The organism is Quadrisphaera setariae, assembly GCF_008041935.1.
Taxonomy (GTDB): domain Bacteria; phylum Actinomycetota; class Actinomycetes; order Actinomycetales; family Quadrisphaeraceae; genus Quadrisphaera; species Quadrisphaera setariae.
On record NZ_VKAC01000016.1, the window covers coordinates 1 to 25,622 of the forward strand.

Below are 25,622 nucleotides of genomic sequence, written 5' to 3' on the forward strand. Positions count from 1 at the left end.
ACGGCGGTCATAGCGGTGGGGAAACGCCCGGTCCCATTCCGAACCCGGAAGCTAAGCTCACCTGCGCCGATGGTACTGCCCGGGAAGCTGGGTGGGAGAGTAGGTCACCGCCGGACATCCTTTGGAAAGGGGCTGGGTTGCAGCGATGCAACCCAGCCCCTTTTCCGCATCCCCCCAACATCCCCGCATCATCCGACAGCATCCCTGCCTCATCTCGACAGCATCCCCGCGTCCCCGCCGTGTCGTGAACAAGCCGGGGACGCACCGCGATGGACCCCAACCCCCCCCACCCACAGAACGGGCAGCCTGCTCCAGGCTCAGACCCGACGGGACGTCGTCGGGAGTCTTTGACGAGGGTGTGGCTGAGGGGAACGGACACGTCACGGTCTGCGCATGAAGGCGCACCACGGCTACTCCTCCGGTGCCCGGGGCTCGTCGCCCGGGTGAGCGCAGGAGGCCGCTGGGGCGAGGCGTCCGCCGTGTGGCGAGGTGCTCAGGCGTCAGCGCCCAGGCGCCCTGCGAGGCGGTCGTGCATGGCGGCGCTGGCCTCGTTGAGGCCCTCGATGAGCACCGTCTTGCCACGCGCGGCGTACTTGGTCGTCACGGCGTCCAGGGCGGCCACCGTGGAGGCGTCCCAGACGTGGGAGCTGGAGAGGTCCACGACGACGCTGGAGGGGTCCTCCCCGTAGGAGAACTGGCTCACGAGGTCGTTGCTCGAGGCGAAGAAGAGCTCACCCACCACCGTGTAGCGCACCCGTGTCCCGTCCTCTTCGAGGTCACGGCGGACGGTGACGAGGTGGGCGACGCGCCGGGCGAAGAGGAGGGCCGCCACGACGACGCCGGCCACGACGCCGATGGCGAGGTTGTGCGTCGCGACGACCACGACCACGGTCACGACCATCACCGCGGTCTCCGAGCGGGGCATCCGCCGCAGCGTCGACGGCCGGATCGAGTGCCAGTCGAAGGTGGCCACGCTGACCATCACCATCACTGACGCCAGCACGGCCATGGGGATGGTCGCGACCAGGTCACCCAGGCCCACCACGAGGACGAGCAGGAAGGAGCCCGCCAGGAAGGTGGAGAGCCGGGTGCGCGCCCCGCTGCGCACATTGATCATCGTCTGGCCGATCATCGCGCAGCCGCCCATGCCCCCGAAGAGTCCGGTGACGATGTTCGCGACACCTTGTCCCCACGCCTCGCGGTCCTTGCGCGACGGGGTGTCGGTCACCTCGTCGACCAGCTTGGCGGTCAGGAGCGACTCCAGGAGCCCGACGACGGCGATGCCGCAGGCGTACGGAGCCACGGTGACGAGGGTCTGCCAGGTCCACGGGACGTCGGGCCAGAAGAGCGACGGCAGGCTCTCGGGGAGGGCGCCCTGGTCCCCGACGTCAGGAAGAGCCAGGTGCGCGAGCGTGGTCACGGCGGTCAGGACCACCACCGCGACCAGCGGTGCCGGTACTGCTGTGGTGAGGCGAGGCAGCAGCACCATGACGGCGATGGCCAGCGCCGCCACGGGGTAGACCATCCACGGCACCCCCACGAAGTGGGGCACCTGCGCGGCGACGATGAGGATGGCGAGGGCGTTGACGAAGCCCGTCATGACGCTGCGCGGGATGAAGCGCATGAGCCGCGCGACGCCGAGCACCCCCAGCACCACCTGCAGGGCCCCACCGAGCAGGACGGCCAGCACGAGGTGGTCGAGCCCGTGCTCTCTCACGAGGGGGGCGACGACGAGGGCCACCGCACCCGTCGCTGCGGAGATCATCGCGGGCCGACCGCCGACGAACGCGATCGTCACGGCCATGGTGAAGGAGGCGAACAGGCCGACGCGGGGGTCGACGCCGGCGATGATGGAGAACGAGATGGCCTCGGGGATCAGCGCCAGGGCCACCACGAGCCCCGCGAGCACTTCTGTGCGCAGCACGCGCGGCTGGGTCCAGGTCGGTCGCCGCAGCGCTGAGGTGCTCACGAGTGGACGAGCCTACCTTGACGGAGCGTCAAGGTTGACCTGGTACGTCAGCTGGCGAGCGCCGCGTCGAGCAGCCCGCGGAAGTCGACCTCGTCGGCCGGTCGCACGAGGACGCCGTCGAGGAAGTGCGTGGGGGTGCCCGTGACGCCCAGGGCGACCCCGTCCTCGAAGTCCTGCCGGATGCGCGCCGCCGTGGCGGGGTCGGCGACCGCGGCGTCGTACGCGGCCATGTCCAGGCCCAGGTCGGCGGCGAAGCTGCGGAACAGCGACGACTGGGGCTCGCTGGAGCGGCCCCAGTGCCCGTGGGTGGCCCACATGACGTCGGCCATCTCGGCGAAGGCTCCCTGCTGCGCCGCCGCCTCCACCGCCATCGCGGCGTTCGTGGAGTTGGCGTGGCCGGGCAGTGGGAAGTACCGGACGACGAAGTCGACCCGCCCTGCGTAGTCCGCGCGCAGCTCGTCCATGAACGGCTGCGTCGCCCGGCAGCGGCGGCACTCGAAGTCGATGAACTCGACGAGCTGCACGGGCGCCCTCGAGGCCGAGGGGGTCTCCGTCAGCCGGTGGCTGTCCCAGCGCACCAGCGACGGTGGGACCGCACCTGCGGCCCCACCGGGCGCTCTCCCGGCCAGGGCGACGGCGAGGACGCTCGCGGCGGTGGTGAGGACGACGATGGCGGCGAGCAGCCGGGTGCGCTTCGTCAGGGAGCCGCGCAGGCCCCGCCCTCCGCTCGCCGACGGGTCGTTCGTCGTCCTCATGCGTGCACCCCGTGCTCGTGGTCGGCGTGGCTGGCTGGTTCGACCTGGAAGGTCGAGTGCGTGATGCGGACGGGGAAGTGGCCGGCCACGCAGGCCTGGAGCTGGTCGAGCACCGCCGGCGCGTGCCCGTCGACGAAGCAGGAGTCGTCCAGGACCACGTGGGCGCTCAGCACCGGCAGCCCGGAGCTGATCTGGCTGGCATGCAGGTCGTGGACGGCCAGGACGTGGGGCTGCTCCAGCAGGTGCGCGCGCACCGCGGACAGGTCGAGCCCCCGGGGCACCGCCTCCAGCAGCACGTCGGTGGCCTCGCGGAGCAGCACCACCGTCCTCGGGACGATGAGGACGCCGATCAGCAGCGACACCAGGGCGTCGGCGCGCGTCCAGCCGGTGAGGGCGATGACGCCGGCGGCCAGGAGCACCGCCAGCGAGCCGAGGCCGTCGCTGATGACCTCGAGGACCGCTGCCCTGCGGTTGAGGCCCATGGGCTGGTCGTGGCCGTCGTGGCCGTCGTGGCCGTCGTGGCCGTCGCGGTGGGCGTGGCCACCGCTGCGCCGCGTCAGGATCCACAGGGACGCGAGGTTGCCCAGCAGGCCCACCGCACCGAAGACGAGCATTCCCGAGGAGGCGACCTCAGGCGGGTCCAGCAGTCGGCGGACCCCCTCCACGGTGATGAGCACCCCCACCGCCAGCAGCATCGCCGCCTGCAGCACCGCGGCCAGGACCTCGGCGCGCTGCAGCCCCCAGGTGCGGGCGTCGGTCGCCGGTCGCAGCGCCAGGCTGGAGGCCAGCAGCGCCACGCCGAGGCCGGCGGCGTCGGTGAGCATGTGGCCCGCGTCGGCGAGCAGTGCCAGTGAGCCGGTGAGGATCCCCCCGACGACGCCGCTGGCCAGCACCACCAGGGTGACGAGCAGGGCGAGCGCGAGCCGCCGGCGGTCTCCGCCGGCCGCGCTCGCGTGGGAGTGGCCGTGGCTCACCGGTGGTCCTCCTGGGCGAGGGGGTCGATCGCGGCGACGGCCGAGAGCAGGTCCGACAGGGCGTGCCCCAGCGCGGGGTCGGCCAGGGCGTAGCGGACGCGGCGGCCCTCCTGGGACGAGACCACCAGGCCGCAGTCGCGCAGGCACGACAGGTGGTTGGAGAGGTTCTGCCGGGAGACGCCCAGCTCGTCGGCCAGGTCCGCCGGGTAGCCCGGCGCCTGCCGCAGGGCGAGCAGGAGGCGGGCGCGCGTGGGGTCGGACAGGGCGTGCCCGAAGCGCGCCAGCACCCTCGCCGCCGCGGCGGGCTGGGTCCTGGTCGCGGCGAAGGCGCTCGTCACGGCGACCACGTCCCCGACCATACAGCAACCGATGAACTGTGGGAGGATCCGAGCAGCCCCGCCGACACCCGGCCCCACACCGCCGACGGAGGAACTCGCGATGACGCACAGCACCCCGACCGCCAGCAGCCCCAGCGCCCCTGAGGACGGCGCCCGCACCGGACGCCCTGACCGCAACCTCGCGCTGGAGCTGGTCCGCGCGACCGAGGCCGCGGCCATCCGCGCCGTCCCCTTCATCGGCAAGGGTGACAAGATCGCTGTGGACGGCGCCGCCGTCGACGCCATGCGGGCGTTCCTGTCCACCGTGTCCTTCGACGGCGTCGTCGTCATCGGCGAGGGGGAGAAGGACGAGGCGCCGATGCTCTTCAACGGCGAGCGGGTGGGCAACGGGCAGGGGCCGGCGTGCGACGTCGCCGTGGACCCCGTGGACGGGACCTCCATGGCCGCCGCCGGGCGCCAGAACGCCCTGTCGGTCATCGCCGTGGCCGACCGCGGCGCCATGCTCGACGCGTCGAGCGTCTTCTACATGGACAAGCTCGTCACCGGCCCCGAGGGCCGCGGCGTCGTCGACATCCGCAAGCCGGTGGGCGAGAACATCCGCGCCCTCGCCGCGGCGCTGGGCAAGCGGCCCGAGGAGGTCGTCGTCGCGATCCTCGACCGGCCCCGCCACGAGGGGATCGTCCGCGAGATCCGCGAGGCCGGCGCCGGGACCCGCCTGCTGCTCGACGGCGACGTCGCGGGCGGCATCAACGCCGCGCGCAGCGGCACCCGCATCGACATGTGCGTGGGCATCGGCGGGAGCCCGGAGGGCGTCACGACGGCGTGCGCCGTCAAGGCCCTCGGCGGCTTCATGCAGGGCGTGCTGGCGCCCAAGGACGACGCCGAGCGGGACCGCGGCCTGGCCGCCGGGCTGCTCATGGACCACGTCTACGACGCCGACGACCTCGTCAAGGGCGAGGACGCGTTCTTCGTGGCCACCGGCGTCACCGACGGCGGCCTGCTGGACGGCGTGCGCTACGGCGACGGCGTCATCCGCACCGAGTCGATCGTGCTGCGCACGCAGTCGGGCACGGTGCGCCGCGTCGTGGCCGAGCACCTCGCCTCGAAGTGGCTCTGACCTCTCGGTGAACGACCGCTGACCCCGGCCGCCCTCCAGGGGCGGCCGGGGTCAGCGATCGGCGAGGGCTGCGGCGGCTCCGGGGAGGCGCACGTGGAGCGCGTCCGCCCGGACGTCGTCGAGGGCCTGCTGGGCGGCGCCGACGGCGATGACGCCCCCGCCCAGCGGCGAGGTCACCAGGCGGGGCACGGGCTCGTCGAGCAGCTCCGGCAGCACGTGCGACGCCACGTCCACGACCGGCTGGAGGTCTTCGGCCAGCTGGCCGGCCAGCACCACCACCTCGGGGTCGAACAGGCCCGCGGCCGTCGCCACGACGCGTGCGAGGTGGTGTCCGGCGCGCTCGGCGACGGCGAGCGCACGGCTGTCGCCGTCGGCGGCCTCGCGCAGCACCCGGTGCGCCCGCTCCAGGTCGGCCTCGAGGTCGCCGGTGCCCGGCTCGACCTCCAGCGGCCCGTGGGTGTCGGGGAAGGCGTCCGGGCCCTCCGCGTCCCACAGGGCCAGCAGGGGGCCCAGGCCGATCGGGGCGCCGACGTCGGTCACGAGGTCGAGCCAGCGCATCTCCCCGCCCCGGCCCCAGCGCCCCCTCACGAGCGAGCCCGCCGCGACCAGACCCGCCCCGAAGCCCCCGTCGGCCAGCACGGTGATGTGGTCGAGCACGCCGGCGGCGCCGCCTCGCCGGCCCTCGGCGAGCGCGGCGAGGTCGGCGTCGTTGGCCAGGCGGACCGGGCACGACAGCCGGCGCTGCAGGTGCTCGCTCAACCCGGCGTCCATGAGCACCCAGTACGGGTTGCTGCGGACCTCCACCCGACCCGAGGCAGCGACGGGCGCTGGCACCGCGACCGTGCAGGCCAGCACCTCCTCGACGGCGGCCCCGGCTTCGGCGAGGGCAGCCCCCGCAGCCTCTCCGGCCGCCGTCCTGCGTTCGCCGGCATCGCGCCGGCAGGTGCTCTCGGCGGTCCCCAGGGGCACCCCGAGCAGGTCGGTGACCAGGGCCGTGCAGCGCGCGCTCGAGGCCTCCAGCCCCAGCACCACCCCGGCGCGCGCCCGCAGGCCGTAGCGCCGCGCCGGGCGGCCGCGCGCGTAGCTGCCGTGCGCGCGCTGGTCGGCGAGCTCCTCCACCCAGCCCGCGGCGATGAGGTCGGCGCAGACGTCGTGGACGGTGGCGCGCGTCAGGCCGGTGGTGGCGATGAGGTCGCTGCCGGTCACGGCCTCGCCGTGCCAGAGCGCGTCGAGGACGGCGGCCGTGGAGGCGAGGCGCAGGGCACGGGTGGAGGTGGTCCTCTCCCGCTGCCTCGTGCGGGGCGCAGACACGGGGCTTGACTCTGCGGCGGTCACGGTGCCACCCTCCCTGAGTTGCTTCACGACGTCAATCAAATACCCCGGGCTCCGGGGTCGAGCACGAAGGGGTGCCCGTGAACGGTCCTCCACGCGGCGGCATGAGCCGCCGCTCCCTGCTCAAGCTCGTCGGCCTCGGCGCCGCGGCGGGCGCCGTCCCGCTGTCCCTGGCCGGGTGCGCCGGTGGCGCCGGCGGTGGCCGCGAGACCCTGCGCTGGGTGGCCAACAAGCCCGAGGTGCTCGCCTACTTCGACGACCTGGCCGCGCAGTACAACGCCAGCCAGGACGCGGTGACCATCAACCACGACGGCACCCAGACGTCGATCGTCCCGCAGTTCGTGCGTGGAGCTCCGCCGGACGTCGCCTGCTACAACTACAACCTCGAGACCTCGAACTACGTGCGCGGCGGCGTGCTCACCGACCTGGCCGACCTGCCCGAGGCGGGGACGATCAACCCGTCCTACCAGTCCCTCGTGGACCAGTACGCCAACTACGAGGGCCAGACGAGCGTCCTGCCGTGGTCGGTGACCGCCGCGGGCGTCATCTACAACGTCAAGCTCTTCGCCGACAACGGCATCGAGGTGCCCACGACCTTCAGCGAGCTGGTGGAGGCCTGCAAGGCGTTCCAGGCCGCGGGCGTCACGCCGATCTACACCACGGCGCGCGACCCCTGGACCACCCGCCAGGGCATGTGGGACTACGCGACCGGCTCCGGCGCCGACGTCCCCGCCTTCTACAAGGCCAAGCTGGCCGAGGGCGACGGCCCCAAGCCGACGTTCCTGGAGACCTTCAGCCCGGTGATGAAGAACATCCTCGTGCTGCGGGACTACTTCAACCCCGACTTCCCCTCCAAGACCTACGCCGACGGCAACCTCGCCATGGGTCAGGGGAAGGTCGCCATGTACTGCCAGGGACCGTGGGCCCTCGGCGAGATCGCCAAGACCGACCCCGACCTCGAGCTGGGGACGTTCTCGCTGCCCATGACCGAGGACGCCGACGACCGGGCTGCGCGCGTCAACCTCGACCTGGCGCTGTGGGTCCCCACCGCCAGCGCCGACGTCGCCGGAGCCACGAAGTTCGTCCAGTGGATGATGCGGCCGGAGGTCTGCACCACCTACAACGAGGAGAACCTCGCGTTCTCCCCCCTCCAGGGCGCCCAGGGGACCACCGACCCGCGCACCGCCGGGCTCGCTCCCTACCTCGACGCCGGCCGCATCTACCAAGGATCGAGCACCTTCGTGCCCAACACGATTCCTCTGGAGAACTACTTCCAAGGCGCCCTGCTGGACGGCGACGGCGACGGGATGCTCCGCACGCTCGACGCCGACTGGGACCGCCTCGCCGCTCGGTCGGCCCTCGCATGAGCGCCGCCGCTCCCGCGCGCCGGGCGCGCAAGAAGGTCGACGCGGCCTTCTACGTGATGCTGCTGCCCGCGCTGCTGCTCTTCACGCTGCTCATCATCGGCCCGGCCCTGGCCGGCATGTTCTTCTCCGTCACCAACTACGTCGGCTACGGCGAGTACAGCTTCGTGGGGCTGGCCAACTACCTGGTGCTCTTCACCGACCCGCGCATCCTGTCCGCCTACGGCTTCACCATCGGCTTCTCGGTGGTGACGGTATTGCTGGTCAACGCCATCGCGCTGTTCCTCGCGGTGCTGCTCAACTCGAAGATCAAGTTCAAGACGGCGCTGCGCGGGGTCTTCTTCATCCCCATGGTGGTCTCGGGCATCGTCATCGCCTACGTCTTCAACTACATCTTCTCGACGTCGATCCCCGCGGTGTTCGGCGGCAGCAGCATCCTGGCGAACGCCGACTGGGCGTGGGTCGCCGTCGTCGTCGTCACGGCGTGGCAGGCGATCCCCTCGGCCCTGATCATCTACCTCGCAGGTCTGCTGGCCATCCCCGAGGAGGTCTACGAGGCCTCGTCGCTGGACGGCGCCACCCCGTGGCGCCAGTTCACCGCCATCACGCTGCCGCTCGTGGCGGGCTACGTCGTGATCAACACCGTGCTCGGCTTCAAGAACTTCCTCAACGCCTACGACATCATCGTCGGCCTCACCAACGGCGGTCCGGGCACTGCGACGTCGTCCGTCGCCATGACCATCTTCACGGGCTTCACCAGCGGTGACTACGCCTACCAGATGGCCAACGCGGTGGTCTTCTTCGTGATCACCGTGCTGATCTCCATCGCCCAGCTCCGCATCATCAACCGCCGAGGGGTGAGTCTCTGATGGCCATCGCAGCTGACCCGGCCACCGTCGAGGCCGCCGCCAAGAACGCCCGGGGCAACCGGGCCCGGCAGACCGGCGGGGCCGTCAGCGGCCGCGCCAGCCGCAGCGCCTGGCTGCTCACCGGCGTGCTCGCCGTGTGCGGCCTCACGGTGCTCCTGCCGCTGTACCTGACGGTGACGATGGCGTTCAAGACGCCGGAGCAGTCCGTGGACGGCAACGGCTTCTCCCTGCCGGCACCGCTCAACCCCTCCAGCTTCGCCGACGCCTGGAACCTCGTCGGGTTCCCCACGGCGTTCGTCATCTCGGTGCTGGTCGCCGCGGCCAGCGTGGCGGGCGTCATCGTCCTGGCCTCGCTCGCGGCGTACGCGATCGTGCGCCAGTGGGACAACAAGCTGTTCAAGTACAGCTACTTCTACCTGCTCGCCGCGATGTTCATCCCGTTCCCGGTGATCGCCCTGCCGCAGGTGAAGCTCACCGCCTACCTCAGCCTGGACAACCCCGTGGGCGTGGCCGTGCTGCACATCCTCTTCCAGCTGTCGTTCTCGGTGCTGCTCTACTCCGCCTTCCTGCGCTCGATCCCCGGTGAGCTGGAGGAGAGCGCCCGCATCGACGGCGCCACCACGTGGCAGGTGTTCTGGAAGCTGATCTTCCCGCTGCTGGCGCCCATGAACGCCACCGTCGGCATCTTCGCCTTCCTCGCGGCCTGGAACGACTTCATGATGCCGTCCCTCATCACCGCCAACCCCGACCTGCAGACGATCCCCGTGATCCAGCAGATCTTCCAGAGCTCGTTCTCCACGGACTACAACGTGGCGTTCGCCAGCTACCTCATGGCGATGGCGCCGACGATCATCGTCTACGTCTTCGCCCAGCGGTGGGTCATGTCCGGCGTGACGCGGGGTGCCATCAAGTGAGCGCCACACCCCAGCGGGACGACCAGCGGGCAGCTCCGTGGTGGCGCCAGGCCGTCGTCTACCAGGTCTACCCCCGCTCCTTCGCCGACGCCGACGGGGACGGCCTGGGCGACCTGCGAGGGGTCACCTCGCGCGTGCCGTACCTCGCCGAGCTGGGGGTCGACGCCGTCTGGCTGTCGCCGTTCTACCCGTCGGCGCTGTCCGACGGCGGGTACGACGTCGACGACCACCGCGACGTCGACCCCAGGCTCGGCACCCTGGCCGACTTCGACGAGATGGCGGAGGCGCTGCACGCCGCCGGGATCCGCGTCGTCGTCGACATCGTGCCCAACCACACCTCCGACCGGCACCCGTGGTTCCGCGAGGCGCTGGCCGCCCCGCGCGGCTCAGCCGCGCGCGGGCGCTACGTCTTCCGGGACGGGCGCGACGGACCGGCCGGTCCGATGAGCGAGCCGCCGTCGAGCTGGAAGTCGCTGTTCGGCGGCTCGGCGTGGGAGCCCGCGGGTGACGGGCAGTGGTACCTGCACGCCTTCGCCAGGGAGCAGCCCGACCTGGAGTGGTCGAACCGGGAGGTCCGCGACGACTTCCTGGCCACCCTGAGGTTCTGGGCCGACCGCGGCGTGGACGGGTTCCGCGTCGACGTCGCCCACGGGCTGGTCCGCGACGTCGACAACAACCTCCACGTGGAGCTGCCCAGCACCCACACGGCGCTCTTCGACGACGGCAGCCACCCGCTGTGGGACCGGGACGAGCTCATGGACGTCTACCGCGAGTGGCGCCAGCTCTTCGACACCTACGACCCGCCGCGTGCGGCGGTCGCCGAGGCGTCGGTGCACCCCTCGAGGCGGTGGCGCTACTCCGACCCCTCCTCGCTGGGCCAGGCGTTCACCTTCGACCTCTTCGAGGCCGGGTGGGACGCGGCGCAGCTGCGCCGCGGGGTGGAGCTGGGCCTGGAGCAGCTGGACGTCGGCGCCTCGTGCACGTGGACGCTCGCCAACCACGACTGCGTGCGCGCCGCCAGCCGCTACGGGCTGCCGCCAGACCCGGAGCTGTCCTCGCACGTGGCGGCCAAGGCCTGGGTGACGCGGGACGGCGCCACCCCCGCGCTCGACAAGGCCCTCGGGCTGCGGCGCGCTCGCGCCGGACTGCTGCTGGAGCTGGCGCTGCCTGGCTCCACGTACCTCTACCAGGGCGAGGAGCTGGGGCTCCACGAGGTGGCCGACCTGCCCGCCGACGTGCTGCAGGACCCGATCGCCTTCCGCTCCGAGGGGGCGGAGAAGGGACGCGACGGCTGCCGCGTGCCGATCCCGTGGACCCCCGACGGCTCCTCCTTCGGGTTCGGCCCCGACGGCGGGCTGGACCCGCACCTGCCGCAGCCGGCGTGGTTCGCCGGAGCCGCGGCGTCGGTGCAGGAGGCCGATCCCGGGTCGACGCTGCACCTGCACCGGGTGGCGCTGGAGCTGCGCCGCGAGCTGCTCGGCCCCGAGCAGCTGCGGTGGGAGCGTTCGACCGGCGACGTCCTGCACTGGTCGCGGCCGGTGGGTGACGAGCGCGCCGGTGGCGCACGGGGCGGCGAGCGGTGGCACTGCGTCGTGAACGTCGGGGCCACCGACGGCAGCGGCCCGTCCGTGCCGCTGCCGACCGGGGAGCTGGTGCTGACCAGCGGCCCCCTCGACGACGCCGGGCACCTGCCGCCGTCGACGACGGCGTGGGTGGTCAGCGGCTGACGGCGTCGGACGGGGACGGCGGAGCCGACGGCGACGGGGGGCGGCGCGCCCAGCCCGGGGCGCGCTCCGGGCGCACGCCGATCCCCACCACGGCGGCCGGCACCACGGCCAGCTGGGGCACCCGCTGCAGCGCGGCGGTCACGACCCGGGGCGGCCCTCCCTGCGCCCCGGCCAGCACCGGTGCGAGCACCCTCCGGTGGGCCTGCTGCTGCAGCGCCTGCGTGAGCACCGTGGGGGGCGTCCGTCGCCGCTGCACCGCCGCCAGGTCGGTGCGGCGCACCCGCCGCTCGCGCAGGGGCGCCGCGAGCAGGCGGGCCGCCGCGACGGCGTCCTGGACGGCGAGGTTGATCCCCACCCCGCCCACGGGCGACATCGCGTGCGCGGCGTCGCCGAGGCAGAGCAGCCCCTCCCGGTGCCAGACGGGCAGCCGGGACAGGCGGACGTCGAGCACGCTCACGTCGTCCATGGACCGGATCGCGTCCGGCGACAGCGCGGTCGCCGCGCGGTCGGGGAGCAGCTCGGCGACGTCGCGGCGGAACGCCTCCACACCGCGCGCCCGCAGCGCCGCGTCACCGCCCTTGGGTCCCAGGTAGGCGATCTGCAGGTACCGCTCGGCGGCGGTGCGGCGGGGGATGACGATCATCGCCCGACCGGGAGCCATCACCGGCAGCAGCCGCGCGTCGGGCTCGTCGTCGTCCACCGGCAGCCGGAACCACCAGACGTCGAAGGGCACGTCGAGCTCGCGGGGCTCCAGCTCCGCCGCCCGCCGCGCCGTCGACCGGCGCCCGTCGCAGGCGACCACGAGGTCGGCCTCGAGCTCTCCCTCGACGACACCGCCGCCGTCGGCGCTGCGCCACCGCACACCGGTCACGCGGACGCCGGTGCCGGTCTCGCGGGCGGGCCCGGTGAGCAGGCCCGTCACCTCCGTGCCGGTCCGCAGGGTGAACGACGGCTCCTCGCGGGCCGCGTCGGCCAGCAGCGTCAGGAGGTCCCACTGGGGCACCATCGCGATGAAGGGGTGGCGCAGGCCCGGCAGCAGGCGGCCGAGGCGCTCGAAGTCGGCCACGACCGCGCCGCTGCCCGCGACGAGCTCCACCCGGCGCACCTCGCTGTGCGGGAGCGCGGCGAAGCGCCCGTACAGGCCCAGGTCGTCGAGGAGCTGCAGCGTGCTGGGGTGCACGGTGTCGCCGCGGAAGTCCCGGTGGAAGTCGGCGTGCTTCTCCAGCACGGTCACCTCCACACCCGCGCGGGCGAGCAGGAGCCCCAGGACGACGCCCGCCGGGCCCCCGCCGACGACGACGCACGTGGTCTTCGCAGCGCTCACCGCGCCATGGTCGCGCCGAGGGGGCGGCGCTGGCGAGGGGTCAGCTCCGGGGAGAGGTCACCGAGTCGGCGGCGATGGTCAGCACCAGCCGCGCGCCCCCGCCGTCGAACTGCGGGTAGGGCCGGCCCAGGTACTTCATCGACAGCTCGTCGATGCCCTCCCTCCCGCCCTCGGTGGTGGCCTTCACCACCCGGCCGCGCACCTGGAAGAAGCGGAACGGGTCGTCAGGGTCCACCACGTTGACGGCCACCCGCGGGTCGCGCGCCACGTTGCGCGCCTTCTGCATCCCGTCCACCACGTTGATGACCACGTTCTCGCCGTCGGTGGTCACCCACGTCTCCGTCAGCTGCGGAGAGCCGTCCGGCATGAGCGTGGCCACGAAGCAGGGGGAGGGCTTGCGGAGGAGGTCCAGGAGGGGCGCGGGGAGGGGCGTGCTCACCCCGCCATCCTGCGCCGACGCCCGGGCCGGCGCGACGCGCGCGGCGCGCGGAGGGTGCGCCCCGTGCCCGGGCTCGTCCTGGAGGAGGTCGAGTGACGGCCCGGCCCTGGGAGCGGCCCGTGGAGGCGCTGGCGGCCCTTGACGACCAGTCGTGCGCGACAAGTAGTGTCCGGACCATGCCCATCAAGCAGACCGTCCCCTTCGTCGTCGACGCCGAGGGCAGCGGGGTGGCCCAGCGCCTCGTGGTCGCCGGCGACCACGAACACGTCTTCACCGCCGACACCTACCCCTCCTTCGGGGGCGACGACGCGGCGCCGAGCCCCCTGAGCTACCTCCTCGGGGCGCTGACCAGCTGCAACCAGGTGACCGGGAGCCTGGTCGCCTCCAGCCTGGGCATCGCCCTGGGCAAGTGGTCGTTCCACATCCAGGGCGACCTGGACCCCTCCGTCATCGCCGGCGGAGCCGAGGGCAACGCCAACTTCGACAGGGTCGCCGTGAAGGTGACCGTCGAGACCGACGCAGCCGACGACGTCTTCGAGACCTTCCACGCCGAGACCGAGCGCCGCTGCCCCGTCACCCAGATGTTCAAGCGCAGCGGGCTCGCCTACACCAGCGAGTGGAGCAAGGCGCCGCTGCCCGCCTGAGGCAGGGGTGGACGGTTGACGGTGGGGGTGGAGCGCCCCTACCGTCGATCTCGACCATCCAGAGCGGCCGAGAGACGTGGCTCGTCGACGCCGCAGCAACCAGCGCAGCCCGCTGCGCCAGGTGCTCCCGCCACGGCCGATGGAGGACCTCCGTGCTCGACCGACCTGTGCCCGTCCGTCCTGTCCTCGTGCGACGCCTGCACATCGACCTCGCCCTCACCACGGGTGGTGGCTGTCAGCGCTGACCCAGCGCTGACCCCCCGACCGCCCCCCCGCAGCTGCCGCGCGTCGTCGTCGACGCGCGGTCACTGCGGCGCCGCACGCCGCGGCGCTCCCGAGAGGCACCTCCGATGACCGTGCAGACCGCCCCGACCCCTCACCCCGTCCAGACCGTCCGCCACCCGGCCCCGCGCTCCGCGCGCACCCAGCCGGCGCTCCCCGCACCCCAGGCCCGCACCGCGGGCTACGGCTTCACCACCCAGCAGGTCCACGCCGGCGCGGACGCCGGGGCCGCCGGTCACGGCGACCGCGTGGCGCCGATCCACGTCTCCGCCGGCTTCCGCTTCGAGGACTCCGCGACCGCGGCCGCCCGCTTCTCCGGCGAGGACGACGGCTTCGTCTACTCCCGCATCGCCAACCCCACCACCGCCGCCCTCGAGCGGCGCCTCGCGGCGCTGGAGGGCGGCGCCGAGGCGCTGGTCGTGGGCACCGGGCAGGCGGCCATCACCACCGCGCTGCTGGGCCTGCTGCAGCACGGGGACCACGTGCTCGCCTCGGACCACCTCTACGAGGGCTCGCGCGGCCTGCTCGCGGAGAACTTCGCCAGGTTCGGCATCTCGGTGGACTTCGTCACCGACCACGCCGACCCGCAGGCCTGGCGCCGCCTCCTGCGCCCCACCACCCGCGTGCTCTTCGCCGAGTCGCTGTCCAACCCCCGCAACGAGGTGCTCGACACCGCGGCCGTCGCGGCCGTCGCGCACGACCACGGGGTGCCCCTCGTGGTGGACAACACCCTGGCCACCCCCTACCTGCTGCGGCCGCTGGAGCACGGCGCGGACGTGGTGGTGCACTCGGCCAGCAAGTTCCTCTCCGGGCACGGGACCGCGCTCGGCGGCGTCGTCGTCGTCGGGAGGGGGTTCGACTGGGGCGCTCACGACGACGACGGCTCGCCGCTGTTCGCCCAGCTCGCCGAGCCGAGCGCCGTGCTCGGCGGGCGCAGCTGGCTCGACCTGCACGGGGAGCGCGCCTACGCCGAGCACGCCCGCCACCACGTCGCCGCGCGCTTCGGCCCGGTGCTGTCGCCCTTCAACGCCTTCCTCGTGCAGCAGGGCGTGGAGACGCTGTCGCTGCGGATGGCGCAGCACTGCCGCAGCGCGGCGCTGCTCGCGGCCTGGCTGGAGCGCCAGCCAGCGGTGCTGCGCGTGGACCACGCGAGCCTCGCCTCCAGCCCGTCCCACCTGCGCGCCCGCCGCTACCTGCCCCGCGGCTCCGGCGCGGTGGTCGCGGTGACGCTGCGCGGCGGCGCGCCAGCAGCGCGCCGCTTCATCGAGGCGCTGCAGCTGTTCAGCCACATGACGCACCTCGGCGACGTCCGCTCCCTCGTGGTGCACCCGGCCTCCACCACGCACGCCCACCGCACCGACGCCGAGCGCGAGCGCGCCGGCGTCCACCCCGGGACGGTCCGCCTCTCGGTGGGCATCGAGGACGTCGAGGACCTCCAGGCCGACCTGCGCCGCGCCCTGGTGGCCGCGGAGCTCGTGACCGCCCACGCGGACAGCCTCGAGGGCCAGCTGCAGGGAGGTGCCGCGTGAGCCGCCTGCAGCACGTCGGCTACTTCTTCTCCCGCGGCTTCGGGCCCCAGGGCTGGGGGCGCCCCGACTGGGCGTGGGGCTGGGACTGGCGCCGCCCCGACGTGTACCAGCAGGCCGTCCGCGAGCTGGAGCGGGCCGGCGTCGACCTCGTGGTCATGGAGGACGCCGTCTCCCTGGGGAACCCCGAGACCCTCGAGCTGCGGGTGCGCGGCGCCTACGGCGGCCCCAAGCACGACCCGCTGCTCCTCGCCCCGTACCTGTTCGCCGCGACGTCGCGCATCGGCCTGGTGCCCACCGTCAACGCCGGGATCACCCCGCCCTACCTCGCCGCGCGGCAGGCGGCCACGCTGCAGCACCTCTCCGGCGGGCGGTTCGGCCTCAACGTGGTGACCGACACCGGCAGCGCCCGGCACGTCAGCGGGACCCCACCGCTCGACCACGACGCCGCCTACGACCGCGCTGACGAGTGGACCGGCCTGGTCAAGGACCTCTGGCGCTCCTGGGAGGACGGCGCGCTCGCGGACGACGGGCGGTACGCCGACGGCAGCCGCATCCGCGCCCGCCACCACGAGGGCCGCTACTTCGACGTCACCGGGCCGCTGAACGCCGCTCCCTTCGACGACGGCCGGGCGGGGGAGCCCCTGGTGGTCTCCCCGGGAGGGTCTCCGCGAGGCCTGGCCTTCTCCGGAGCCCACTCCGACGTGCAGCTGGCCTACGCCCCGCTCGACGCCGCCAGCATCCGCGCCTACCGCGCCCGCGTGCACGAGGCGGCGCGGGCCGCCGGTCGCCGTCCCGACGACGTGCGCGTGCTCTTCTGGGTCAAGGCCGAGGTGGTGGCCTCCCAGGAGGAGGCCGAGCGGGTGGTCGCGGCCTCCCTCGACCCCACCGACGCCGACCTCCTCGCCGTGGCGGGCCACTGGTCCAGCGACCTGGAGACCGACCTCACCGCCCACGACCTCGACGCCCCGCTGCCGCCGGACGCGTTCGGGCAGCACGTCTCGCGCGGGACCCTCAAGGGCTTCTTCGCCGGCGTCGACGACCCCGGCGCCGCGCCCCTGCGCGAGGTGCTGGTGCGCCGCTCCCGCAAGGGCCTCGTCAGGAAGGGCGAGGGGCTGGTGGGGACCGCCGAGGAGGTCGCCGACCTCGTCGAGGAGCTGGGCGAGGAGGCCGACAACGACGGCGTCCTCCTCTCCGGGGACCTCCACCCCGTGACCCTGCACCGCCTCTTCGACGAGCTGGTGCCCGCGCTGCGGCGCCGGGGAGTGCTGCGCCGCGAGCTCGGCGACGGTGGGACGAGGGCCAACCTCTTCGACTTCTAGGCGAGTCCGGCACGGTGCTCGCCGGCGGTGCTCAACCTCGGGCGCCGTTGCGCCGATGGAGTGAGGGAGAGTCCCACCGCTGGACAGCGGCGGGACCGGTCTGCCGAGCCGGAGGTGCCCGTGGTCAGCGTTCTCGTGGTGGAGGACGACGACGTCACCCGCGAGCTCATCTCCTCGCGACTGGAGCTCGCGGGGCACGAGGTGCTCGCCGTGGCCTCCGCGCCCGACGCGCGCGAGCGGCTCGACGAGGAGCTGCCCGACGTGGTGGTCAGCGACATGTTCATGCCGGGCGGCAGCGCCCTGGGGCTGGTGGCCGACCTGCGCGCTGCTGCCGAGACCGCCGCCCTGCCCGTGGTGCTGCTCTCCGGGCGCGCACTGCCCGCCGACGCGCAGGCCGGGCGCGCCCTCGGCTGCAGCTACCTCAGCAAGCCCTTCGCGCCCCGGGCGCTGCTCAAGGCCGTGGACGACGCCGCAGGCGCCCTCAGCGCCGCGGTGGCGGAGACGCTGCGGGAGCGGCTCGCCGAGATGGGCGACCTCGACGACCCCGCCGAGCGCATCCTGTTCAGCCGCCTGCTGCGCTCCTTCGCGACCCAGGCGCCCGTCACCGCCGACGAGCTGACCGCCGCCGTGGGCTGCGGGGACGCCGAGGCGGCGCAGGCCCTGGCGCACCGCCTGGCCGGCAGCGCCGCCAACCTCGGGGCCGTGCACCTCGCGGAGCTGCTGCGCGAGGTGGAGGCGGTCGCCGAGCGCGGTGACCTGCACCGGATCGACCTGCGGTGGGCGCGCCACGCGACCGCCGTCGCCCGGAGGGCCGCGACCGCCGTCGCCCAGGAGCTCGACGAGCGGCCGGGGGCCGGCGAGCCCGCTGCCCAGGCGGAGCCCCTCGCGGTGGTCCTGGACGTCAGCGCGCACTGACCCGTCCGGGCGCGCCGGCGTGCGCCGAGCGCCCGGGAACGCCATGATCCCCGCCGTGCGCCGCTGGTCGTGGGTCCTCGTGCTGGTCGTCGGGCTCGTCCTCTTCGAGGCGGTGCGCCGGGCGCTCGTCGCCACCGGAGACCCGAACTTCGTGCCGTCCCTGCTGCTGCTCGGGGCGGCCGTGGCGCCCGCCACCTTCATCGCCTTCATCGCGGGCCGCCGCCTCGCCTACGACGTGCCCGCGCTCGTCGTCGTCCTCGTCGCCTTCGTCGGCGGCGTGGTGGGCGTGGTCACCGCCGGGATCCTCGAGTACGACGAGCTGCGCCGCCTCGGCGGCGCTGCCGTCCTGGGGGTGGGGCTCATCGAGGAGGGCTCCAAGCTCGTGGCGCCGGCAGCGGTGCTGCTGCTGACCCGCTACCGCGCCCGCGTCGACGGCGTGCTGCTGGGCGTGGCCAGCGGCGCCGGGTTCGCGGCGCTGGAGACCATGGGCTACGGCTTCGTGGCGCTGGTGGAGTCGCGCGGGGACGTCGCCGCGGTCGACCAGGTGCTGCTGCTGCGCGGCCTGCTCAGCCCCGCCGCGCACATGGCCTGGACCGGCCTGACCGCCGCCGCGCTGTGGTCGGCCGCCTCCGCGCGGTTCCGGCCCGCCGCCCTCCTGCGCCTGCTCGGCGCCTTCGTGCTCGCCGTCCTCCTCCACGCCGCCTGGGACGGCATCGGCGGCGTGGTGGCCTACGCGGTGCTCTCGGTCATCTCCCTGACCCTGCTCACCGTGGTGGTCCGCCGCCTCGGCTCCCACGGCCACCGGCGCGGCCGGCGCGGCAGCACCGTCCCCGTGTGACCCGGTCCTCGCGGTGCGCGACGATCGTGCTGTGACCACCGACCGCCCCCGCGAGGCAGGCGACGGCGTGACCGCCGTCGCCGAGGACTACCTCAAGACCATCTGGTCGGCGCAGGAGTGGGACGACGCGCCGGTCACCACCAGCGCCCTCGCGGCCCGGCTGGGACTGGCGGCCTCCACGGTCTCCGAGCAGGTCAAGCGGCTCGTGGACGCCGGTCTGGTGGTGCCCGCGCCGTACCGGCCGGTGGAGCTGACCGACGCCGGCCGGGCCCGGGCCCTGCGCGTGGTGCGCCGTCACCGCCTGCTCGAGACCTACCTCGTGGAGCACCTCGGGTACGGCTGGGACCAGGTGCACGAGGAGGCCGAGGTGCTCGAGCACGTGGTGTCCGAGCTGTTCCTCCAGCGCATCGACGACCTCCTCGGACGCCCTCGGCGCGACCCCCACGGCGACCCCATCCCCACCGCCGACGGCGACTACGAGCGGCCCGAGGCCGTGCTCCTCACCGAGTGCCCCGCCGGGGCGCGCGTCCGCGTGGCGCGCATCTCCGACACCGACCCGCAGGTGCTGCGGTGGCTCGCGGACCGCGGCGTCGTCCTCGACGCCGAGCTGGTGGTCGAGGGCGCCGGCAGCTCCGACGCCGGCGGGGACGTGGCGGTCGGGCGGGCCGGTGGCGAGCACCTGCGCGTGCCCGCGGCCGCGGCCGCGGCGCTGCGCGTGGTGGGCGCCGGCGCGGCGGGCCCCGCCGCGTGAGCGCGCTGCCGCCGGCGCCACCGGAGGGGCTGGCGCCGGGAGGCCGCTTCCACGCCTGGCGACCCTCGCCGGGCGGGACCGCCGCGGTGTTCCTCGACGTGGACGGCACCACCCTGGACACCGAGCCGTACGCCTCCGGAGCCGTGGTGGAGGCCGCTCAGCGGGCCAGCCGCGCCGGCGTGGCGGTCGGCTTCGCCACCGGTCGGCTGCCGCGCGGGCTCGACGTGGTGCGCGGGCAGCTGGCGAGCGCAGCTCACGGCCGCGCGGCCGGTGGTCCCGGGCCTGTGGACGTCGTCCACAACGGTGCGGCCGTGGTGCGCGACGGGCGGGTGCTGCAGCGCTGGCCCCTGCCCCGCGGGGCCGCGCACGACCTCGTGCGCTGGTGCGTGCGCGAGGGCGTCTACGCCGAGCTCTACAGCGGGCCGCGGATGTTCGTCACCGACCGGCGCCCGGAGGCGCAGGTCGGGTGGGCGGAGGTCAGCGGCGAGCCCGACGGCGACGCCACCGAGCTGCTGGTCGGAGCCAGCGCGCGGCTGGAGGTCGACAAGGCCACCCTCGACGTCTTCGAGGTGCACCGCACCGCCGAGGTCACCGCCGCGCTCGTGGGCCTGGGACTGCACGTGGAGGACTCCACGGCGCCGTTCCTCCCCGGTGTTCCGGTGCTCAACGCCACCGCCCCCGGCGTCACGAAGGGCTCGGCGCTGCGCTGGTGGGCGCGTTCCAGCGGCACACCGCTGGAGCGCGTCGTCGCGGTGGGGGACGGCCAGAACGACCTGTCCATGCTCACGGCCGTGGGCACCGGTGTGGCCATGGGCCAGGCGGCGGCCCCGGTGCGGGAGGCCGCGCACCTGGTCAGCGGCCCTGTCGACGCCGACGGCGCCGCCACCGTGCTCACCCTGCTCGCCGACGGGCGGCTCTGACGTGGTGGGCGCCCGGCCGTCGGGGGCCACCGGCGCGTCGGAGTCGGGGACGCGGGGGGCCGCCATCGCCTACCGTGGGCCCCTCAGCCGACAGGACCCCCCGAGGCAGGCAGAGCAGCAGATGGGCGACGACCGCGGCGCCGTGAGGGCGTGGGAGCAGGACGCACACGTCGTCTCCCCGTCGTACCCCGCGCAGCTGGAGTCCGTCAGGCTGGCCCGGAGGTTCGTCATCGCCGTGCTCGAGGACGTCGACCTGGGGGGCTGCGCCGACGACGCCGGCCTGCTGGTGTCCGAGCTGGCCGCCAACGCCGTGCTCCACGCGCGCAGCGGCTTCTCGGTGCACCTGCGCCCCACCCTCGAGGGCGGGGTCCGGGTGGAGGTGGAGGACGCCTCACCGCTGCCGCCGGTGCACACGCCCCACTCGGCCAGCGCCATGAGCGGGCGCGGGCTGGACCTGGTGGCGTGCACGGCGGTGCGCTGGGGGAGCCACCCCCACGGCGACGGCAAGGCGGTGTGGTTCGAGGTGGAGGCCACCGCACCCGCGGCAGCGCCCGACCTCGACACCGCGCAGCTGCTGGCCCTGTGGAGCGACGACGACAGCGGTCCCGTCATGCCCGTCGGCCACCCCTCGGCGCCCGTGCGCGGCGTCACCGCGAAGCCGCCCGCGGGCTTCAGCGGTCCGGCCTCGCCGTCCGGGTCCCACCCGCCGACGGCGGGGATCATCACCTCCTCGATGCTGGCGGTGGAGGTGACGCAGGCCGTGGACCTGCGCGACCTCCCCGTCGACGCCGTCCTGGCGGCGGAGGAGTCCATGGACGACCTCCTGCGCGAGCTGCAGCTGGTGCTGCTGGCCACCCCCGCAGCGGGCATCGGCGCGGCCCGGCCCGGGCGACCGCCCGCGCTGGAGCACCACCGCCCCCAGCACGAGCGAGAGCTCCAGGTGGCCGCACGCCTCGACGCCGCGGCGCGCGGGTTCGAGGCCGGGAGGCGCCAGCTGCGCGAGCAGGTGGCCGCGGCGTCGCTGCGCGGCGAGCGCCGGGTCACGGTCCACCTGGCCCTGCCGGCCGCCGCCGGCCGCGCCGCCGCCGACTACCGCGACGCGGTGGAGGAGGCCTCGCAGCTGGGGGGCACCGGACAGCTGCTGGCCGCCGTCGACAGCCGCGGCCGCCACGCGGACCTGCGGCGCGCCTACCTCGACGAGGTCGTCCGTCAGCTGCAGGGCGCCTGACCGACGCCTGGGCGCCGGCTGTCGCGCGCGGGGGACTCCAGACTCCGCCCCCGCGCGCCGATCACCTCTGAGCCGGCGGACGTCGCCGGTCACCGTGCCGGCGGGCTGGGAGGACTGCGTGGGGGTCACCGCAGCGGGAGCGGCGCTCGAGGACGAGGCCGCCGGTCAGGGCCGCGCCGAGCTCGAGCGCCTCGAGGCCCTCGCCGTGCTCGGCCTCCTCGACGCGGCCGCCGACGACGAGCTCGAGGCCGTCGTCCGCGTGGCGGCGGCCGTGGCCGGCGTTCCCCACGCGACCCTCAACCTCATCGACGCCGACCGGCAGTGCCAGCTCACCGCCGTCGGCTTCGAGGGCGGTGACTCGCCGCGCACGGAGTCGATGTGCGCCCTGCACTTCCGCGACGGCGCCGTCGTCCACGTGCCGGACGCCCGGCTCGACCCCCGCTTCGCCCGATCGGCCTGGGTGGACGGGCGCCTGGGGCGGGTGCGCCTGTACGCCTCGGTGCCGCTGGTCACCGCCGACGGCCACGCGCTGGGGAGCCTCTGCGTCTTCGACACCACCCCCGGTGGCCTCTCCGCCGACCAGCTGGCGCGGCTGGCCGACCTCGGTGGCGTGCTCATGGCCCTGTTCGAGCGTCGACGGCGCGAGCGGGTGGCCGCAGAGGTCGCCGCCCAGCTGGAGGAGAGGACGGAGCTGGCCGAGGCGGTGCTCGGCACCATCGACGTCGCCGTGGTCGCCGCGGGACCCGACGGCCGGCTGACCCTGTTCAACCGCGCCGCGCAGGAGTGGCACGGCGCGGACGCCGACCCCTCGGCGGCTCCCGCCGAGCACGCCGGCCGCTACGCGCTGTTCGAGGCCGACGGCACCACGCCCCTGGTCCTGGAGCGCGTACCGCTGCACCGGGCCCTGGTGGACGGCGTGGTCACGGGGGCCGAGATGGTCATCTGCGCCGACGGGACGGCGCCTCGCAGCGTCGTCGCCAGCGGCCGGGCCATGGCCCGCGCCGACGGGTCACCTCTCGGCGCGGTGGTGGCGATGGCCGACGTCACCGAGGCCCGTGCTCGCACCCGCACCCTCCAGGAGCTCCACGGCGAGCTCGCCGAGCGCGGCCGCGAGCTCGAGAGGTCCAACGAGGAGCTGGCCCGCTTCGCGGCCGTCGCCAGCCACGACCTGCGCGCGCCCATGACGGTCGTCGACGGCTACCTGGAGCTGCTGGAGGACGAGCTCGTCGGCGGTGAGGCGCGCGCGCCGCAGCGCGCGTGGGTTGCGGCCGCACGGCGCAGCGTCCGCCGGATGCTGGGGCTGACGAGCTCGCTGCTGGACGACGCCGCCGCGGGCGCCGCGGCCCGCGAGCCGGAGGCGGTCGACGTGGGTGAGCTGGCCCGTGAGGCGGTCAGCGACCTGGCCACCGACGTCGTCGTCGAGGTGGGGGTGCTGCCGCACCTGGTCTGCGACCCCGTGGCGGTGCGCCAGCTGCTGCAGAACCTCGTGGGCAACGCCCTCCACCACGGGGGTCGTGCCGCCGAGGGCGCCCACCCGCGGGTGCGGGTGGGCGCCGAGCTGGTGGAGGGCGGCTGGGTGCTCTCGGTGGCCGACGACGGCCCGGGCGTGCCTCCGCAGGACCGCGACCGCGTCTTCGAGGCCTTCACCCGGCTGCCGCAGCCGTCCGACCCCGCCACCGGGGAGCGCAGGTCGGGGCACGGCCTCGGGCTGGCCACCTGCCGGCGCATCGTGGACCGGCACGGCGGGCGGATCTGGATGGACGAGAACCCGGGCGGCGGCGCCACCGTGCGCTTCACCCTCGCCCCGCCTGGCGCCCGCCCCGCGCCTGCCTGAGGCCCGGTCAGCCGAGCCAGGTGCTGGGCTCGGTGCAGGGGGCCTCGCGCTCGGGGGTGTCCGGCGCTGCAGGCGCCGCGACAGCCTCGTCGACGACGTCGACGACGTCGACGAGGGCGGGGGGAGCTTCGGCGGCAGCCGCGCGCAGGTCGAGGACCTCTCCGCGCAGGTCGACCTCGGGGACCAGGTGGAGCCCGCGGCGGTCGACGGGTCTGCGGGGAGACGGCACGTCACCCGCCAGCACGACGGTGCCGCCCGGCAGCATGCGCGGGTCTCCCGCGTGCCAGTGGTCCTCGGGGAGCTCGGCCTGGATCGCGACGAGCGGGGCGGCCGGGAGCACCGCGAGGTCGGGGAGGGGGCCGGGAGAGGTCTCCAGCACCGGCGGCAGCGTCGCCTCGAGCAGCGTGACCTGCTCCGGGCGGCGCGAGCGGGAGCGGAGCCTGTCGATGAAGGACGGCGTGGACACGGCGCACCTGGCTCTCTGCGACGAGGGACGGGAACGGGGACGGTGCTGGTGGGAACTGTGCGGCTCAAGGTACTGATGTGACTGCTGTGAACATTGGTGACACGCCGCAGCGCCGGGCGCTCTCGTGCGAGCTAGCGTCGACGGGGTGACCACGTCGACCCAGACCACCGGAGCCCTGCCGTCGGCGTCGCCGTCCTCGCAGGGCGTCGACGCGCGCGGCGTCCTCGCCCTGCTCGACGCGCTCGAGGCCCACCCCCACGTCGACCCGCACAGCCTCGTGCTCGTGCGCCACGGGCACGTCGTGGCCCGCGGCTGGTGGGCGCCCTACGCCCCCGACCAGCCGCACCTGCTCTACTCGCTCAGCAAGAGCTTCACGTCCACCGCGCTGGGGATGGCGGTGGCCGACGGCCTCCTGTCGCTGGACGACCGGCTCGTCGAGGTGCTGCCCGACCTCGCCGACGCCGCGACCGGCGAGCGCGCGCGGTCGCTGACGCTGCGGCACCTGGTGGGGATGGGCAGCGGCCACCTCGCCGAGACGTGGGACCGCGCGCAGGCCGCCGACCCCGACGAGCCGCTGCGCGGGTTCCTCGGCATCGAGCCCGAGCGCGAGCCCGGCACCGTCTTCGCCTACAACCAGCCGTGCACGTACGCCGTCGGCGCCGCGGTCCAGCACGCCCGCGGCCAGACGCTGCTCGACCACCTGCGCCCGCGCCTGTTCGAGCCGCTCGGCGTCACGGGCACCGAGGGCTTCGGCTGGCAGCAGCACCCCGCGGGTCGCGACCTCGGCTTCACCGGCCTGCACGCCACCACCGACGCGGTCGCGGCCCTGGGGGTGCTGCTCCTGCAGCGCGGTCGCTGGGGCACCGAGCAGCTGCTGCCGGCCGAGTGGGTCGACGAGGCCTCGCGGGCCCACCTGCCCACGCCGCACGAGCCCGAGGTCGACTGGCGCCAGGGCTACGGGTTCCAGCTGTGGCGCCAGCGCCACGGGTTCCGGGGGGACGGGGCCTTCGGCCAGTTCATGCTCGTGCTGCCCGAGCAGGACGCCGTCGTGGCGATCACCAGCGACACCCCTGACATGCAGGCGGTGCTCGACGCCGTGTGGACCCACCTGCTGCCCGGTCTTGACGATGACGACGACGAGCGCACCGGGTCGGCCCACGACGGCGCCCTGCGCCGCGCTGACGAGGAGCTCGCGCGGCGGCTCGCCGCACTGGCGCTGCCGCCGGCTGGCGGCGCGGCCGAGCCGACCGACGAGCTCGCCTGGGACGGGCTGCTGCTCACGCCGTCCACCGTGCTGCGCCCCGGCGACGCGGCGCTGCGCGACGTGCGCGTGGAGCGCCGCGACGGCGGCTGGTGGCTCGTGGTGCAGGAGTCCGCCGCACCCGAGGACGGCCGGGCGGTGGCCACGGGTCAGCAGGTGGGGGCCGGCTGGCGGTTCGAGGTCCCCGTGGTGGCGGGCGAGTGGCGCTCGCTGGACGCTCCCGTGCCGGACGACCTCGGCCGGACGGGCGGCGGCGCGGTGCCGCTCGCGGTCAGCGGCGGCTGGGTGCGCACCGACGACGCAGCGGACGGGGCGGAGTCGCTGCAGGTGGAGGTCCGCTTCCTGCAGACGCCCCACCGGCTGGTCATCAGCGGGGAGCCGGCGTCGGCCAGCCTGCGCGCCCGCTGGGTCACCCCGCCCCTGCGGGCCGGGTCCCTCGCCGAGCTGCGCAGCCCCGCGCTCGCCCGCCCGTCGACGCCCTGACGCCGAGGTGCCCCCAGCCCGCCACCCGGT

General features: G+C 74.7%; 23 protein-coding genes, 1 rRNA gene and 1 riboswitch. Of the genes, 16 read left to right on the top strand and 8 right to left on the bottom strand.

Translation table 11 applies throughout. The annotated features are described in order from the left end of the window. Window positions 1–116 (top strand): 5S ribosomal RNA (gene rrf / locus FMM08_RS20600). A gap of 377 nt (window positions 117–493) precedes the next feature. Here rrf and FMM08_RS20605 read toward each other — a convergent pair. The 4 genes from FMM08_RS20605 to FMM08_RS24035 are packed head-to-tail and all read right to left on the bottom strand — an operon-like array spanning window position 494 to window position 4,036. Then, entirely contained in the window at window positions 494–1,969 is a 1,476-nt protein-coding gene (locus FMM08_RS20605; RefSeq protein WP_147928230.1) for a SulP family inorganic anion transporter, read from the bottom strand. 47 nt (window positions 1,970–2,016) lie between these two features. Beyond that, a complete protein-coding gene (locus tag FMM08_RS20610) occupies window positions 2,017–2,724 on the bottom strand; it encodes a DsbA family protein (protein ID WP_147928231.1) in 708 nt (235 codons plus the stop codon). Next, window positions 2,721–3,698, bottom strand: coding sequence for a cation diffusion facilitator family transporter (locus FMM08_RS20615; protein WP_147928232.1), 978 nt, complete (start codon window positions 3,696–3,698; stop codon window positions 2,721–2,723). Before FMM08_RS20615 ends, FMM08_RS20610 begins: the two co-directional genes overlap by 4 nt. Beyond that, the gene (locus FMM08_RS24035; RefSeq protein ID WP_369431787.1) at window positions 3,695–4,036 is read right to left on the bottom strand and encodes an ArsR/SmtB family transcription factor; all 342 of its coding nucleotides are present in this window, start codon (window positions 4,034–4,036) and stop codon (window positions 3,695–3,697) included. Before FMM08_RS24035 ends, FMM08_RS20615 begins: the two co-directional genes overlap by 4 nt. A 100-nt stretch (window positions 4,037–4,136) precedes the next feature. Between FMM08_RS24035 and glpX the strand changes: the two genes are divergently transcribed. Further along, window positions 4,137–5,153 (top strand): class II fructose-bisphosphatase, encoded by a 1,017-nt coding sequence (gene glpX / locus FMM08_RS20625; protein ID WP_147928234.1) that lies wholly within the window; start codon window positions 4,137–4,139, stop codon window positions 5,151–5,153. A 51-nt stretch (window positions 5,154–5,204) separates the two neighbouring features. On the opposite strand, the gene FMM08_RS20630 is transcribed toward glpX, so the two are convergent. Further along, window positions 5,205–6,464: an ROK family protein gene (locus FMM08_RS20630; protein WP_187279904.1), complete on the bottom strand. Its 1,260-nt coding sequence runs from the start codon at window positions 6,462–6,464 to the stop codon at window positions 5,205–5,207. Window positions 6,465–6,589: 125 nt separating this feature from the next. Between FMM08_RS20630 and FMM08_RS20635 the strand changes: the two genes are divergently transcribed. The 4 genes from FMM08_RS20635 to FMM08_RS20650 are packed head-to-tail and all read left to right on the top strand — an operon-like array spanning window position 6,590 to window position 11,359. Beyond that, the gene (locus tag FMM08_RS20635; protein ID WP_147928236.1) at window positions 6,590–7,852 is read left to right on the top strand and encodes an ABC transporter substrate-binding protein; all 1,263 of its coding nucleotides are present in this window, start codon (window positions 6,590–6,592) and stop codon (window positions 7,850–7,852) included. Then, a complete protein-coding gene (locus tag FMM08_RS20640; protein WP_147928237.1) occupies window positions 7,849–8,718 on the top strand; it encodes a carbohydrate ABC transporter permease in 870 nt (289 codons plus the stop codon). Before FMM08_RS20635 ends, FMM08_RS20640 begins: the two co-directional genes overlap by 4 nt. Continuing rightward, a complete protein-coding gene (locus tag FMM08_RS20645; protein WP_147928238.1) occupies window positions 8,718–9,632 on the top strand; it encodes a carbohydrate ABC transporter permease in 915 nt (304 codons plus the stop codon). The genes FMM08_RS20640 and FMM08_RS20645 overlap by 1 nt, the downstream gene beginning before the upstream one ends. Then, window positions 9,629–11,359 (top strand): glycoside hydrolase family 13 protein, encoded by a 1,731-nt coding sequence (locus tag FMM08_RS20650; protein WP_147928239.1) that lies wholly within the window; start codon window positions 9,629–9,631, stop codon window positions 11,357–11,359. Before FMM08_RS20645 ends, FMM08_RS20650 begins: the two co-directional genes overlap by 4 nt. Here FMM08_RS20650 and FMM08_RS20655 read toward each other — a convergent pair. Next, a complete protein-coding gene (locus tag FMM08_RS20655) occupies window positions 11,349–12,683 on the bottom strand; it encodes an FAD-dependent oxidoreductase (RefSeq protein WP_147928240.1) in 1,335 nt (444 codons plus the stop codon). The genes FMM08_RS20650 and FMM08_RS20655 overlap by 11 nt on opposite strands. 40 nt (window positions 12,684–12,723) lie before the next feature. Further along, complete coding sequence (locus tag FMM08_RS20660; RefSeq protein ID WP_147928241.1) at window positions 12,724–13,122, bottom strand: TIGR03618 family F420-dependent PPOX class oxidoreductase; 399 nt, start codon at window positions 13,120–13,122, stop codon at window positions 12,724–12,726. Window positions 13,123–13,298: 176 nt separating this feature from the next. Between FMM08_RS20660 and FMM08_RS20665 the strand changes: the two genes are divergently transcribed. From FMM08_RS20665 to FMM08_RS20705, 9 genes are all read left to right on the top strand, one after another. Then, on the top strand, window positions 13,299–13,766 hold the full coding sequence (locus tag FMM08_RS20665) for an OsmC family protein (RefSeq protein ID WP_147928242.1): 468 nt from the start codon (window positions 13,299–13,301) through the stop codon (window positions 13,764–13,766). A gap of 51 nt (window positions 13,767–13,817) precedes the next feature. Next, window positions 13,818–13,912: riboswitch (SAM riboswitch) on the top strand. A 204-nt stretch (window positions 13,913–14,116) separates the two neighbouring features. Beyond that, a complete protein-coding gene (locus tag FMM08_RS20670) occupies window positions 14,117–15,577 on the top strand; it encodes an O-acetylhomoserine aminocarboxypropyltransferase/cysteine synthase family protein (protein WP_147928243.1) in 1,461 nt (486 codons plus the stop codon). Beyond that, window positions 15,574–16,896 (top strand): LLM class flavin-dependent oxidoreductase, encoded by a 1,323-nt coding sequence (locus FMM08_RS20675; RefSeq protein WP_147928244.1) that lies wholly within the window; start codon window positions 15,574–15,576, stop codon window positions 16,894–16,896. Before FMM08_RS20670 ends, FMM08_RS20675 begins: the two co-directional genes overlap by 4 nt. A gap of 120 nt (window positions 16,897–17,016) precedes the next feature. Continuing rightward, window positions 17,017–17,811: an Hpt domain-containing response regulator gene (locus tag FMM08_RS20680; RefSeq protein ID WP_187279905.1), complete on the top strand. Its 795-nt coding sequence runs from the start codon at window positions 17,017–17,019 to the stop codon at window positions 17,809–17,811. A 55-nt stretch (window positions 17,812–17,866) separates the two neighbouring features. Further along, window positions 17,867–18,649, top strand: a complete 783-nt coding sequence (locus tag FMM08_RS20685; protein ID WP_255472659.1) for a PrsW family intramembrane metalloprotease — start codon at window positions 17,867–17,869, stop codon at window positions 18,647–18,649. A 31-nt stretch (window positions 18,650–18,680) separates the two neighbouring features. Further along, window positions 18,681–19,400 (top strand): metal-dependent transcriptional regulator, encoded by a 720-nt coding sequence (locus FMM08_RS20690; RefSeq protein ID WP_147928246.1) that lies wholly within the window; start codon window positions 18,681–18,683, stop codon window positions 19,398–19,400. Further along, window positions 19,397–20,320 carry an HAD family hydrolase gene (locus FMM08_RS20695; RefSeq protein ID WP_147928247.1) on the top strand — a complete coding sequence of 308 codons (924 nt, stop codon included), beginning with the start codon at window positions 19,397–19,399 and terminating at the stop codon, window positions 20,318–20,320. Before FMM08_RS20690 ends, FMM08_RS20695 begins: the two co-directional genes overlap by 4 nt. A gap of 121 nt (window positions 20,321–20,441) precedes the next feature. After that, the gene (locus FMM08_RS20700) at window positions 20,442–21,548 is read left to right on the top strand and encodes an ATP-binding protein (protein WP_147928248.1); all 1,107 of its coding nucleotides are present in this window, start codon (window positions 20,442–20,444) and stop codon (window positions 21,546–21,548) included. 118 nt (window positions 21,549–21,666) lie between these two features. After that, the gene (locus FMM08_RS20705) at window positions 21,667–23,382 is read left to right on the top strand and encodes a sensor histidine kinase (RefSeq protein ID WP_222711026.1); all 1,716 of its coding nucleotides are present in this window, start codon (window positions 21,667–21,669) and stop codon (window positions 23,380–23,382) included. A 7-nt stretch (window positions 23,383–23,389) separates the two neighbouring features. On the opposite strand, the gene FMM08_RS20710 is transcribed toward FMM08_RS20705, so the two are convergent. Further along, entirely contained in the window at window positions 23,390–23,848 is a 459-nt protein-coding gene (locus FMM08_RS20710) for a hypothetical protein (protein WP_147928249.1), read from the bottom strand. A 145-nt stretch (window positions 23,849–23,993) separates the two neighbouring features. Between FMM08_RS20710 and FMM08_RS20715 the strand changes: the two genes are divergently transcribed. Then, window positions 23,994–25,592 carry a serine hydrolase domain-containing protein gene (locus FMM08_RS20715; protein ID WP_147928250.1) on the top strand — a complete coding sequence of 533 codons (1,599 nt, stop codon included), beginning with the start codon at window positions 23,994–23,996 and terminating at the stop codon, window positions 25,590–25,592. The last annotated feature ends 30 nt before the right edge of the window (window positions 25,593–25,622 follow it).

Coding starts and splice junctions, on each gene's coding strand:
- FMM08_RS20610 (WP_147928231.1), bottom strand. CDS start 2,724: ATGAGGACGACGAACGACCCGTCGGCGAGCGGAGGGCGGGGCCTGCGC.
- FMM08_RS20665 (WP_147928242.1), top strand. CDS start 13,299: ATGCCCATCAAGCAGACCGTCCCCTTCGTCGTCGACGCCGAGGGCAGC.
- FMM08_RS20640 (WP_147928237.1), top strand. CDS start 7,849: ATGAGCGCCGCCGCTCCCGCGCGCCGGGCGCGCAAGAAGGTCGACGCG.
- glpX (WP_147928234.1), top strand. CDS start 4,137: ATGACGCACAGCACCCCGACCGCCAGCAGCCCCAGCGCCCCTGAGGAC.
- FMM08_RS20700 (WP_147928248.1), top strand. CDS start 20,442: ATGGGCGACGACCGCGGCGCCGTGAGGGCGTGGGAGCAGGACGCACAC.
- FMM08_RS20635 (WP_147928236.1), top strand. CDS start 6,590: ATGAGCCGCCGCTCCCTGCTCAAGCTCGTCGGCCTCGGCGCCGCGGCG.
- FMM08_RS20670 (WP_147928243.1), top strand. CDS start 14,117: ATGACCGTGCAGACCGCCCCGACCCCTCACCCCGTCCAGACCGTCCGC.
- FMM08_RS20645 (WP_147928238.1), top strand. CDS start 8,718: ATGGCCATCGCAGCTGACCCGGCCACCGTCGAGGCCGCCGCCAAGAAC.